The organism is Microcystis sp. M083S1, assembly GCF_020246405.1.
Taxonomy (GTDB): domain Bacteria; phylum Cyanobacteriota; class Cyanobacteriia; order Cyanobacteriales; family Microcystaceae; genus Microcystis; species Microcystis aeruginosa_C.
Window position 1 is genome coordinate 1 of sequence record NZ_JADBTB010000121.1, and the last position, 11964, is coordinate 11964.

Genomic DNA, 11964 nt, shown 5'->3' on the forward strand with positions numbered 1-11964 from the left:
CTCCAAGCAGTGTCATAACTGATCCCTTTTTTCTTAGCATAATCTGATAGTTTCATGTGAACTGCAATGTAAACTTGCACTAACCATATTAGCAGTTGTTTGCAGTCATTTGCATATACTTTTTACAAAACTTTACAATACTAAATCTCGTTATTACAGACTGATTATCTATTTCTCCTTTTGCCTATTGCAAGAGTGCCTATTGCCTCTCCTGATATGTAGCCTATACTCAACAGATTTAGTATGACATCTAATTCGCCTTGATTAAGGATAACTAATTAAGCAAGATTGGCAGGAATTGTCCCCAGTTTTTGCAGTTGTTTTTCAATATTGGCCTTTAATTGGGTCCGGGAGATTTCTTTTCCTGTTTGAGCGGTGTGTGCATTTTCCAGAAAAATAATACTATCTACTTTTTCTACGGCAAATAATTGGAATAAAAGATGGGTTACGGGAATCAGGAGCGTTGATAGGGGTGAATTAGCAGTATTTTGAGCAGATAGGGCCATTTTTTCCGTAGCAAAGGCATAGATCACCCTTTTTTCCTGTTGCGGCTGCTGCCGATGGGCTAAAGTGGTTAGTAACCAATCACCCTGGCTATTCTGAATCACATAGTATTGTAAATGTTTTAACTGTCTGGCCACGGCCGCGAGGACAGGATTAACCGCTTCTTCCATGACCACAGTGGCCAGTCCGTAATTGACCGCTTCTCGACTTAAAATATGCAGTTGGGCCTTTAATTTCATGGCTAATAATGTCTATAAACTAATCGATGGCGATGACATTCATTTCTTGACTCGGCAACCCCAGTTAAAATTGTCGTCTTGAAAAGATGAGGATGGAGATACCCAATAATAGACCAGTATAAACGAGACTGTAGAGGGCATTACCCATTAAGACATCAGCACTAGGCAGCAAACCATAAACGGCCTCGTTTCTAAAATTCAATCTCTCCAAATCTGGGAGAATTAGATAAATATTTTTAGTGATAGCGAGGATATTGGCATTTTTGCTGATTATACCCAATTGGATCAGATCTTTGCTGATGTGACCCATTAGATAGAACCCAAAAGTCATTAACGTGGCTATAATCGAACTGGTAAATACCCCAAAAGTGATCGCCACGGCCGCGATGAGAATTAATTCCAAACCGAGATAGAAAACCGAGACAATCAGGGGTAAAGCTTGAAAAGATACTTTCATCCCCAGCAACATCAGCAGGTAAATCACCAACATTACCCCCAACATCACCGCTAAAACCCCGGACAAACCCAAGTGTTTACCGAGGATAAATTCGGCCCGACTCAGGGGTTTAGGAATCAAAACTAAAATAGTTCTCTTGTCAATTTCCTTATTAATTAGCCCTGTACCCACAAAAACCGCGACAATTACCCCTAATAACCCGATAGCGGCTAATCCCAAGTCAAGAAAGATTTTCTCATCGGTTCCCACCGCAATTTCCGGTAATAAACGCCAAGCGAAGGCCATCAACAAGGCAAAAAACCCGATAAAGTAAAGAATGCGATCGCGGATAACCTCGCGAAAACTGTTAGCTGCGATCGCCCAGATTCTCAGGATGCTGATACCCATAGCCTTTCATCAAAATAATATCTGTCTTTCCCTTTGAGATTACCCATTTCCGGCGCAAAAGTGGACTTTCTCTAAAAATCAAAAATTGTCCCGGTTGGTTAGCAGTCCCTAGGGATAACTAGGTGTTGTTAAGTTAGCTAAAACAGCAGATAACCCTTACCGTTCCAGTGTTACCTTATCTTTGCAGGCAGCTTACCCGTTGGTTTTGTTGCAGTTGTCCTGAAACTTCCTCACCGTCCCAATCCGCCATCAAGAATAAGCCTAGGACAAATTGATCTCTAATAACCCCGGTGGTGGCGTAATCTCGATGCGTGCCGCTTTCAGATCCACCAGTGGCACAATTTCTTTGACGAAGGGAACCAGGGCCCGGGCCTCTGAGTCGGAGGATGAACTTTTTTTCTTGAGGGGGGCGAGATTTGCTTCCAGTTGCACTGCTAAAATGTCATTACCCGCCCAGAAAATATCTACTACAACCCCGATTTTTTCTCCTGTCAGGTGATGATAAACCTCTAAGTTTACTAGCTCACTAACATGATATTCATCCGCTTTTAGGCGAGGTTTTTCTAGTTTATTCGCCCATAATTTATATCCGCGCAAAGCTTCGGCTTGTTCCCGATTTTCAACCCCCTCTAACTTGATAACATAAACATTTTTTCCCGGTAGCTCACGTCCCCTGAGCAGAGTAATTTCTTGGATTTCTCCCCCCTGGGCCCCTTGTATTCCCCTAATACCTCGCTTCTGAAAACGTTCGGGAAAATCTGATACCGATAAAACTCGCAATTCTCCCTCCAGTCCCTGGGGTGCTACTATTGTCCCAATTTCTAGCCAATTTTCTTCCATTGTCTCGACATTTTTTGCTATAGCTTTCCCTAGTATATAGCCTTTTTTGTCTCGCTCCTAGATTTTAAAAGTCTTGGTAAGGTAAAATTTTTAGTTGACCTCTACTCCTGACCATTTTTTGACTTTTTACTGGTGACTTTTTACTGAATTATGACTATTTGGCAAGCGGATTTTTATAAATCTTCATCTTCTCCTCCTCCTGAGACAGTCTGGCAATTGTTAATTTTCGATCCTCTCGGTCATCTTATTTATGAAAATTCCTGTCCCCAATCCCAAGCTAATAGCGACTGGTTAACCCAACAGTTACAGCAAGCTTGTCAAGTCTCCTCCCCAGAAATTATCCAAGTTTTTCGCCCCCAATGCGCCAATTTATTTCTCCTCGCTGGTCAAAATTTACAGATCAAAATCGAGTTAACCCGTCACGTTAATGCCCTGAAAAAACAGCTAGAATTACGCCAAATCCCCATCAATATCGACTCTCCTCCACCGCAACCCCTACCCGACCAATTTTTAGGTCAAGAGTGGCGTTTTGCTCGTTTTCCCGCCGTTGATTTAGTTAATTTTTTTGGCGATCGCCGAATACCGATTCTTTCCCTACCAGAGGCCTTTTACCCTTTAAAACTAGGTTTAGCCTCCACTCTAATGATCCCCGGTGTGGTTATTACCGGTGGTAAAAAATCTCTGGCCATCGCTCGTTGGTTGGAGGAAATTAACCCAGTATTTATCGATCATATTCCCACAGAAAGGGGGCGATCGGGCGGTTTAGTCTTGGAATCGGGCCTAAATGAGCGTTGGATTTTTCTCACCTATGAGGATGAAGAAGTGGCCCTGGCAGCCAATGTTTATCAGGCAACCAAACAGGAAAGCCAAGGTTTGCACTTTCTCCTCATACAACCGGATGATTCTGGTCGCACTTTTACCGGCTTTTGGCTACTGAAGCAAGTTTAACCCCCAAGCTGTCCCCAAGAGGCAAAGAATGCCGGCTAAACCCGCTAAAGGTTGGTTATAGATACCTTTAACCCAAGCTAACCCAGAATCGCTGTAAGACATCAATTCGGCACTGTCTAGCAGGGCCAATCCCCACACCCAACCGCTATGAAGTCCCCAAGCTAATCCTAAACTACCATGATCGATCGCCCGCGCCCAGACCAGAACCATGCCCATCAGAAATAAACCGGGTAGTTGCGGCAGCGTTTGCTGACGTTCCCAAAGCAGATGCAGCAGGGCAAAAATTAGGCTAGAAATGGCTCCCGCCACCCAAAAACCGTATTCTTGGCTTAATTGGCTCAAAAAGATGCCCCTAAAGATTAATTCCTCGGTAATACCCACCCAGAGGGCCACTATCAACAGGGGTAAACTCAAGGAAAAAGCACGAGTTAGATTTTTGGGATGCCAATGTACCCAGGCCAAAATCCCCTCTAGGAAAAAAATTACCCCTAATCCCACCACTGCCAGGATTAATCCTTTAGTTAGGGAGATAAATAGGGAAAATGACCAAATTAATCCGTAATTATGGAGGCTGCTCCCCTCTATCTTGAATAATCCCCAGATAACTAAGGGAGCCAAGGCGTAAAGAGAGGCCACCATGGGCAATTTTTGGTCAGGTTTTGTCCCTTGCAGCGGTTGCCATCCCAAACGACTCCCTAAACCAATGGCAATGGGCAGCCAGAGAATTAACCAGGCTAACAGGAAAATAATAATTTTTATTAAGGCGGTAATCTCCATTGTCAATTAGGGGTGTGGGGTGTGGGGTGTGGGGTGTAGGGTGTGGGGTGTGGGGTGTAGGGTGTGGGGTGTGGGAAGAATAAACAAAAATAATCTCCTGAATACTAACTCGGAGTCTCCTGTCTCCTAACACCCATAAAACCAACCCCCTAGGCATAGGACAACTGTGGAACTTTGCTCTGGTAAAGCCTAGCTCCAACAAAAATCCATCCCTAGGGGGTTGCGAAAAAGAAGAAAAAGTGCTTAAGGAAAACCCCTCAAGTTGATAAAAGAGGCGGTCAGGGGTTAGAATTAGGGATAAGAATCTATATTGTCTTTTTGGTCGGTCTTGTCAAAACTAGCCCTTTTGACTGCCGATTTTTTTTCCTTATCCCTACTCCGTAACCTATTTAAGCTTCTACCGATTCTTCTGATTCCGTTTGTTTGAGGTGGATGTGCTTGTAGCCAAGTTTGATTTCAAACTCATCGCCGGGCTGCAAGTTCATTTGTTCGGTATAGGTGGAACCGATGACGATTTGACCATTTTTGTGGACACTAACCCGGAAAGTGGGTTCGCGGCCACGGCCATCTTTAGTGCCTTCGGGATCGAGAGGAACCCCTTTTGCACCCAAAACAGCATCGTAAAAGTCGGTTAAATTGACCCGAACTTGGCCATCTTTACTTTGAGAGTAGTAACCACAACGTTTTGCCGTTTCGCGACGGGGTAAGTGGGATAACTCTTTGACTTTTTGTAGTAGAGCTTTCCCGGTTAGGGGAGTAGGAGAGATATCACTCATGGTACTTTTAAATGTCCCTTGATTTTTGACTGACTGTCAATTAAGTTTACACTGACAAATTGATCATACCAAAAATCTTGCCAAAAATGTCTAGAGGGGAATAATAAATTTTTTAAAACTGATGGTTCTGTGATGACAATCGTGCTAAGAAGACCCCAGACTAGGTAGTAAGTGTAAACCTTGTGGGGGAGAGGAAATTTTTGGTCAAGACTCTCGCAATTTTTGGTCGGGTGCGAGGAAAACAGGGAGGAGAAAGTGAGGACATAAAACCGATCAAGCTATACTTAGCAAGGAATTGAGAAACTATACTTGTGGTTGGAGTTGGCAAAAAACTAATGACCCAGAGCAGTAAATCCGGGGTGATTAAACTGTTTTCCATCGACTTGCCCATCTATGATTAGGTCTAGATACCCACCCCTTGGCTCAACCGACCGGGGAAAATCTTAAGGATTAATTACCATTACTAGCTCCCCTTTGGCCCGTTAACATCGATTATCCTGAGTATTAGGAGTCCCTCATCCCCGTGCCGAGTATGGAAGTTTCTTTTAAAATTCTGCGTCAACGACCCAACGACACCCCCTACCTAGAAAATTTTACCCTAGAGGTGGAGGCGGGAAATACAATTCTCGACTGCCTTAATCGCATCAAATGGGAACTTGATGGAACTTTGGCCTTTCGTAAAAATTGCCGCAATACAATTTGTGGCAGCTGTGCGATGAAAATTAACGGCCGTTCGGCCTTGGCTTGTCAAAAAAATATCGCCAGTGAATTAAACCATTGTAGCCAAAAAGATGCAGGAGAAATTCCCGAAATCACGATCGCACCCCTGGGTAATTTACCCATTATCCGGGATTTAATCGTCAATATGCAACCGTTTTGGGACGATTTAGAAAAGGTTGAACCTTATATTAGTAGTCAAGCACGCACCATTCCCGAACGAGAATTTCTGCAAACTCCAGAAGAAAGAGCCAATCTCAATCAGATGGGTAACTGCATTATGTGCGGGGCCTGTTATTCGGAATGTAATGCCAAGCAAGTCAATCCCGATTTTGTCGGTCCCCATGCTTTAGCAAAAGCGCAGCGCACCCTAGCAGATTCCCGCGATGGTAATCAGGAAAGTCGCCTAGAACTTTATAACCAAGGTACCGCAGGGGTTTGGGGTTGTACCCGTTGCTATTTCTGTAATGCGGTTTGTCCCATGGAAGTGGCCCCCATGGATCAGATTAGTAAAATTAAACAGGAAATACTCGCTCGCAAGTCGGCCGATAGTAGTCGTCCCATTCGTCACCGAAAAGTTTTAGTGGAATTAGTCAAAGCAGGGGGATGGGTGGATGAACGCCAATTCGGCCTCTATGTGCTGGGCAATTATTGGCGCGATTTACAGGGTTTATTAAGTATTGCCCCCTTGGGATTGCGGATGATTGCTAAGGGTAAATTTCCCACTTCCTTTGAAGCTTCCGAGGGAACCGAGGAAGTGAGAGGTTTAATTACTGCCATTCAAAATTCTCGCTCTTGATAGTTAGAGTAATTCTGAGATAATTATGATCTATATTCTATTTGACTGGAGAACCCCTTATCATGTTCGATCGAGATAGTATCCGTGGTTTTTCTGCCCTGATTACCCTTGTGGGAGTCGCTTCTAGTTTGGGTTTTAGCTTCAACGCACCGGCTTTCTCCCAAGCTACCTCTAACAATTTACCGCTACTCTTAGCCCAAAAAAGCGAAAAGGTGCGCGTAGCGGTTTTAGACTTCGATTATAGCGGTCTCAGTAATCCCCAGTGGTTAACATTTCTCAATGGTGGAGCCAGTGGTGTTAGTGATATTCTCGTCAATAGATTGGTAGAAAGTGGTCGCTATACAGTCATTGAGCGCAGTCGCATTGATGCTGTCCTCAGAGAACAAAATTTTGGGGCTTCGGGACGGGTAGATGCCGCTACCGCCGCTCAAATCGGGCAAATTTTGGGGGTAGATGTGGTGATTATCGGTTCGATTACCCAATTCGATTTACAAAAAAAACAATCCGGTGGCTCGTTTATTATTTTTAGCACCGCTAAGACAGAAACCGATGCTTTTGTCAAGTTAAATGTCCGGGCAATTAATACCACCACGGCCGAAATTATTACCACCGCTCAGGGAGATGGTACTGCCAATCAATCCGATGGTTCAACCGTGGTTTTAGGGGTTGGGGGTGGTTCCCAAACCTCCAACGAAGGGAAATTACTCAGTATTGCCACCGATAAGGCAGTGGCGCAGGTGGTGGATAATCTCAATGATAAAGCCGACCAAATCGCCGCTACACCTCGCTCGCTCCCGACTGTCACCGCTTTAGTGGCTGCCGTGGCGGGAAATCAGGTAATTCTCAATAAAGGCACGGGAGAGGGTTATCGTGTCGGTTTACGCATTTCCATCGAACGGACGACTCAAACGGTCAAGGATCCGCAAACGGGTAAGGTTATCCGTCAGATTACTCAACCGATTGGCACTCTCGAAATTGTCGAAGCTGATGGTCAATCTAGCGTCGGTCGCATTATTACCGGTAATGGTTTTAAAATCGGTGATTTAGCTAAACCGATTCGTTAACCTGGAATTATGAATTATGAATTGGGGAGGTGGGGAAGTGGGAAGATCGGTAAACTTAAAACTCAAGTCTGATCACTGATAACTGATAACTGATAACTGATAAGTGAACACTCACGAAAATTTGAAGTTATGTAAAGGGAACCCTGGGGTCAGGTAAGACAACCGATAAAATTTATGATCGGAATCCCTTGCATATTCCCTAGACCAGAGCGATTAACAAAAACTATCAAAAAATGGTACAAGATCAAAAACCCACGGTGATCATTACTGGGACAACTTCTGGAGTCGGTCTCTACGCCGCTAAATCCCTTGCTCAAAGAGGTTGGTTTGTGGTTATGGCCTGTCGGGATATCCCGAAAATGGAACAGGCGGCCAAGGAATTAAACATTCCCCGGGATAACTACTGTATTGAATTTATCGACCTCGGTTCCCTTGATAGCGTCCGGCGCTTCGTTAAAAATTTCCGGGCCTTGGGCAGATCTCTAACCGCTTTAGTCTGTAATGCCGCTATCTATCTGCCTTTGCTCAAAGAACCCTTAAGAAGTCCCGACGGTTATGAATTGAGCATGGCCACCAATCATTTAGGTCATTTCCTGCTCTCGAATTTGCTCTTGGAAGATCTAAAAAATTCCCCTTCTCCCGACCGCCGTTTAGTCATTCTCGGCACTGTCACCCATAATCCCGATGAATTAGGCGGCAAAATTCCTCCTCGTCCCGATTTGGGCGATTTAGACGGGTTTGCCAAGGGTTTCAAAACCCCGATTACTATGGCCGACGGCAAAAAATTTGAATCGGTCAAAGCCTACAAAGATAGTAAGGTGTGTAATGTTCTCACCATGCGGGAACTGCACAAACGCTATCACGAATCTACCGGAATTACTTTTACTTCCCTCTATCCGGGTTGTGTGGCCGATACACCCCTTTTCCGCAACCATTACCCCTTTTTCCAGCAGTTTTTCCCCTGGTTCCAGAAAAATATCACCGGTGGCTATGTTTCCCAAGAATTAGCCGGGGAAAGAGTGGCCATGGTGGTGGCTGACCCCGAATACCGTCAATCCGGTGCTTACTGGAGTTGGGGCAATCGTCAGAAAAAAGAGGGTAAATCCTTTGTTCAAAGGGTTTCTCCTCAAGCTCGCGACGATGAAAGAGGGGCAAAAATGTGGGAATACAGCGCTAAATTAGTCGGATTAGCCTAATTTCTGATTTTGAGACTGAAAAGGGACACAAGGTAACTTGTGTCCTTGTGGAAACGGGGAGCGCTGGGACAGGGAGCAACAGTCCATAACTGGGTTTTTAAAGTTTGATTGGCAGTTAATGATATTATTAAAAACCTATTTGGTATTAGGCTCTCTTGGATTTGGTGGGTAAAATGTATTCTAAGATACATTCCTCCTAGCGAGGGGCTAGACGAACCACAAAGACAGAAAGAACACAAAGATTGATCGATCATATTGTAAGTTAAACTTATCACACAGAACCTAGAAGAGCCATTGTCCAATTGACGAAACGCTCGGCAACCGTAAAGATAGCCTGATCTCTATGCTGTTGCCAGATTTTGTTTAGCTTTCCCGTTTTTTGACTAGAATGACACCGCAACCGATCACCAGCAATCCTGCGAGGGTTGAGGGTTCGGGTACAGTTTCCACGCTAAAGGCGAGAAATTGAGTAAATTGGAGCTGGGTAAAGTTATTGTCGCTGACGAGAATTATTGATCGCTTGCCGTTCGGTAAATCGGGGCCGAAGGTAATCCCCTCCACGTTATCGATGGGGATATTTAACGAGGTCAGATCGAATAATAGGGTTTTCTGGGCGGCCACGATACCCGAAACCCCATTAATACTGGGAAAGGCACTAATATCGGTGGCCCCCTCCAGGGAAACCTCGTAGATTTTCACAGTATAGCCCGTATTCCCCGGTGTTCCCGTCGTTATAGAGAAAGAACGTTCTAGGGAGAGAAAGCGTTGGCCACTATTATCAAGTGCCAGTAAATCGACGAGTCCGTTGACATCGACTTGGCTTGGAATAATCGGGGGAAGGGCGATTGGATCGGTATTGTAGAGGAATTGAGCGATCGGCTGTCCATTAGCGAGATCGTACTGCAATATCCGTGAGGGAGAACCGTTCGTTGGCGTCGCGGCCGGCCCATCCTGCACAAGCGCGTTCTCGGAGGCCGTGAACAGGAATCGCTGATCTGGGGTGGTGGTCAGACTTTCTAGAGCCAGATTATTGCGAACCCCGCTTGTGGTGGGAATCGAGTTCGGCGCGGGGATAAACTGGTTTGGAATCGGTAAAGTATCGTTCTGTTGACCGTTGGCCAGCGCGAATCGATTGACAAAGGGATTGAGAATCTGATTATTAGAGACCTCCCCTTCGGAGGAAATATACAGATTAGAACCCACGAGCGCGATCCCTTCTGGATCGAGACTCAGCGCGGGGAAAGTTTGCCCGTTAGTCTGTAAAAGTGGCGTAACACCGGTAAAGGTAACGCCGCTATTCGTCCCATTAACATTAAATAGCGTCGGATTGATCGTTGCGGTGTAGAAACGCGCCGGGCCGTTCTGAGAGCGATCGTCCGAGATGATGTAAAAGTTATTAGCCGCCGGATCGTAGGTAATGCCCGATAATCCCCCGACCGGAACGGAGACACCGTTCACGGTTCCCGCTGGGCCTGAGGGAATAAACCCCGTGGGAACAATCGATTGACCGAGAAATTGTAAATTTAAAGGCGAAGCTTGAACCGACGAGGTAGCGAGGAAACCGACCGTTATGGTTCCAGCGATCCCGATGAAAAAACGAGAGGGGGATTTCATGATTTCTATCCAAAAAAACATTAGAACTCTTGCAAATTAATTATATGTTACAATCGTGTGTTAACTAATTTTTTTGGGAAAATTAGTTGTTTAGTACATTTGCGCTAAATGAAAGCCTGAAGTTTAACTTTTAACCCAAAAATATTTAGATATGCTTTAATCTCTTCGGGTCTAATTCCCCGCCGCTCGCAGGGTATAATAGAAAAATGAGTGAATACATCCATAAGAGCCATAATGTAAGTGTTTTGCTATATATCGTAAAGCCGTTTTCGACAAACAGGTAGATAGCTTGTTGAAAGAAGTCTGTCTGAAGATGGAAAAACGATAGGAGATCAAGTTTGTAGAAATTGGGCTGTTCTCGACTTTGTGTGATAATTTTTGCTCATGAAATCGTGAAATGTTTACTGGGAAAAACTTTGAGGACTATTTTGTTAAATAAACTATCAGTATACTGAGAGGGGGACAAGCACGGGGTTTATGTCTCTTTGTTATAATTCAAAGGCTAGGCTATAATAACTCTTCATAAACACCGATAATTTTAGTCAAAGACCTAAAAAAGGAAGATCATTATTGTGAGAGCGTGTAATTAGTATAATTAAAGTAAAAATCATTCCAATGTAGCCATGATTAAAAATATTAATGTAACTGAACTTAAACCTGAACAAATTCAGCAGAGACAGGTACTTATTGCCGCATTTAAAGCTCAAAATCAACTCAATAAAAGTGAAACTGAAATTGATATGATTGAATACCTGTTGTCAAATCCTATAGAGGTTGATAATTTAGAATTTATGAAACGAGAAGAAATTTATGACAGAACTTAAAAGTCATATTTGTTTTGTTGAGTCTAATATTTAGCTTTATGCTTTTTCCACTGATAAAAAAGAAGAAAGTAAAAGAATATTGGCAAAACAATTAATTAAAGAAAAGTCCATCATTATCAGTACCCAAATAATTAATGAGGTTTCTTGTAATTTACTTAAAAAGCATAAGCTTGATGAAAAACAACTGTTTAAATTAATTGTTTCCTTTTATAGCAAATATCAAGTTATCTCATTTAATCTTGATATTTTTGAATCTGCATCTAATCTGATAATTCAATACCATCTATCATTTTGGGATAGTTTAGTGATTGCTTGCGCTTTATTTTATGATGCAAATATTTTGTATTCAGAAGATATGCAAGATGGTTTAATTATTAATAAAAAATTCACTATTATTAATCCCTTTAAGCAATAAAATTATTTTACTGGTTAATGATGCTATTTTCAGCATTTCTAAAACCAGTCCTAACGGTACAGTTGTCGGCACAATTAACGCCACTGATGCCGATAACAACCCCTTAACCTACAATATCACCGCAGGTAATCCTAACCTCGATGGCGACGGTATCTCCGCCTTTACCATCAACAATAGCGGCCAAATTGCCATGGCTGACTCCGATGACAAGGCTGTAGTCATCTCCCTACCCTAACTGATCACAAAATAACTTGATTATCTGGCTAACTTGACAAAAGTTTATCAAAATATAACCTTAGCAACATAAATCGGCTTATCCCTAGGTAAATCCTTGCAGGAGTGCCATTATACCAGATATTTTCTCTCTGCTCGATTTATTTAATAAGCTCTGCTGATGAATGAAAAAA

12 protein-coding genes and 2 pseudogenes are annotated in these 11964 nt (G+C 43.4%); 7 read left to right on the plus strand and 7 right to left on the minus strand.

What is annotated here, in order from left to right:
* Positions 1-278 precede the first annotated feature (278 nt).
* The 4 genes from IM450_RS12580 to rimM all read right to left on the minus strand — a co-directional run bounded on the left by IM450_RS12580 (position 279) and on the right by rimM (position 2427).
* Entirely contained in the window at positions 279-743 is a 465-nt protein-coding gene (locus IM450_RS12580; RefSeq protein ID WP_287667629.1) for a hypothetical protein, read from the minus strand.
* Positions 744-807: 64 nt separating this feature from the next.
* Entirely contained in the window at positions 808-1587 is a 780-nt protein-coding gene (locus IM450_RS12585) for an ABC transporter permease (RefSeq protein WP_002801780.1), read from the minus strand.
* Positions 1547-1669, minus strand: coding sequence for a hypothetical protein (locus IM450_RS22525; protein ID WP_157404752.1), 123 nt, complete (start codon positions 1667-1669; stop codon positions 1547-1549). The genes IM450_RS12585 and IM450_RS22525 overlap by 41 nt, the downstream gene beginning before the upstream one ends.
* A gap of 179 nt (positions 1670-1848) precedes the next feature.
* Entirely contained in the window at positions 1849-2427 is a 579-nt protein-coding gene (rimM, locus tag IM450_RS12590) for a ribosome maturation factor RimM (RefSeq protein ID WP_002801779.1), read from the minus strand.
* A gap of 150 nt (positions 2428-2577) precedes the next feature.
* On the opposite strand from rimM, the gene IM450_RS12595 reads away from it, so the two are divergent.
* Entirely contained in the window at positions 2578-3375 is a 798-nt protein-coding gene (locus IM450_RS12595; RefSeq protein WP_287667634.1) for a Tab2/Atab2 family RNA-binding protein, read from the plus strand.
* Here the strand turns inward: IM450_RS12595 and IM450_RS12600 are convergent.
* A complete protein-coding gene (locus IM450_RS12600) occupies positions 3358-4152 on the minus strand; it encodes a CPBP family intramembrane glutamic endopeptidase (RefSeq protein ID WP_287667637.1) in 795 nt (264 codons plus the stop codon). The two genes, IM450_RS12595 and IM450_RS12600, sit on opposite strands and share 18 nt — an antisense overlap.
* 389 nt (positions 4153-4541) lie before the next feature.
* Positions 4542-4928 (minus strand): AbrB family transcriptional regulator, encoded by a 387-nt coding sequence (locus tag IM450_RS12605; protein ID WP_002765913.1) that lies wholly within the window; start codon positions 4926-4928, stop codon positions 4542-4544.
* 532 nt (positions 4929-5460) lie between these two features.
* Here IM450_RS12605 and IM450_RS12610 point away from each other — a divergent pair.
* The 3 genes from IM450_RS12610 to IM450_RS12620 all read left to right on the plus strand — a co-directional run bounded on the left by IM450_RS12610 (position 5461) and on the right by IM450_RS12620 (position 8704).
* Entirely contained in the window at positions 5461-6444 is a 984-nt protein-coding gene (locus tag IM450_RS12610; RefSeq protein WP_271935202.1) for a succinate dehydrogenase/fumarate reductase iron-sulfur subunit, read from the plus strand.
* A gap of 62 nt (positions 6445-6506) precedes the next feature.
* The gene (locus IM450_RS12615; RefSeq protein ID WP_002801774.1) at positions 6507-7508 is read left to right on the plus strand and encodes a CsgG/HfaB family protein; all 1002 of its coding nucleotides are present in this window, start codon (positions 6507-6509) and stop codon (positions 7506-7508) included.
* A 233-nt stretch (positions 7509-7741) separates the two neighbouring features.
* Positions 7742-8704, plus strand: coding sequence for a protochlorophyllide reductase (locus IM450_RS12620; RefSeq protein WP_287667641.1), 963 nt, complete (start codon positions 7742-7744; stop codon positions 8702-8704).
* A 363-nt stretch (positions 8705-9067) separates the two neighbouring features.
* On the opposite strand, the gene IM450_RS12625 is transcribed toward IM450_RS12620, so the two are convergent.
* A complete protein-coding gene (locus IM450_RS12625; RefSeq protein ID WP_353736995.1) occupies positions 9068-10339 on the minus strand; it encodes an esterase-like activity of phytase family protein in 1272 nt (423 codons plus the stop codon).
* A gap of 185 nt (positions 10340-10524) precedes the next feature.
* Here IM450_RS12625 and IM450_RS12630 point away from each other — a divergent pair.
* The 3 genes and pseudogenes from IM450_RS12630 to IM450_RS12640 all read left to right on the plus strand — a co-directional run.
* A pseudogene (locus IM450_RS12630) lies at positions 10525-10643 on the plus strand (IS200/IS605 family transposase); the annotation flags it as partial.
* A gap of 298 nt (positions 10644-10941) precedes the next feature.
* Positions 10942-11142 (plus strand): hypothetical protein, encoded by a 201-nt coding sequence (locus IM450_RS12635; protein WP_287667645.1) that lies wholly within the window; start codon positions 10942-10944, stop codon positions 11140-11142.
* Positions 11143-11212: 70 nt separating this feature from the next.
* Positions 11213-11557: pseudogene (locus IM450_RS12640) on the plus strand (PIN domain-containing protein); the annotation flags it as partial.
* Between the last annotated feature and the right edge of the window lie 407 nt (positions 11558-11964).

What these genes read in the sequence shown, in the direction of transcription:
- IM450_RS12580 (WP_287667629.1), bottom strand. Translation starts at nt 743, where the DNA reads ATGAAATTAAAGGCCCAACTGCATATTTTAAGTCGAGAAGCGGTCAAT.
- IM450_RS12585 (WP_002801780.1), bottom strand. Translation starts at nt 1,587, where the DNA reads ATGGGTATCAGCATCCTGAGAATCTGGGCGATCGCAGCTAACAGTTTT.
- rimM (WP_002801779.1), bottom strand. Translation starts at nt 2,427, where the DNA reads ATGGAAGAAAATTGGCTAGAAATTGGGACAATAGTAGCACCCCAGGGA.
- IM450_RS12595 (WP_287667634.1), top strand. Translation starts at nt 2,578, where the DNA reads ATGACTATTTGGCAAGCGGATTTTTATAAATCTTCATCTTCTCCTCCT.
- IM450_RS12600 (WP_287667637.1), bottom strand. Translation starts at nt 4,152, where the DNA reads ATGGAGATTACCGCCTTAATAAAAATTATTATTTTCCTGTTAGCCTGG.
- IM450_RS12605 (WP_002765913.1), bottom strand. Translation starts at nt 4,928, where the DNA reads ATGAGTGATATCTCTCCTACTCCCCTAACCGGGAAAGCTCTACTACAA.
- IM450_RS12610 (WP_271935202.1), top strand. Translation starts at nt 5,461, where the DNA reads ATGGAAGTTTCTTTTAAAATTCTGCGTCAACGACCCAACGACACCCCC.
- IM450_RS12615 (WP_002801774.1), top strand. Translation starts at nt 6,507, where the DNA reads ATGTTCGATCGAGATAGTATCCGTGGTTTTTCTGCCCTGATTACCCTT.
- IM450_RS12620 (WP_287667641.1), top strand. Translation starts at nt 7,742, where the DNA reads ATGGTACAAGATCAAAAACCCACGGTGATCATTACTGGGACAACTTCT.
- IM450_RS12625 (WP_353736995.1), bottom strand. Translation starts at nt 10,339, where the DNA reads ATGTTTTTTTGGATAGAAATCATGAAATCCCCCTCTCGTTTTTTCATC.
- IM450_RS12635 (WP_287667645.1), top strand. Translation starts at nt 10,942, where the DNA reads ATGATTAAAAATATTAATGTAACTGAACTTAAACCTGAACAAATTCAG.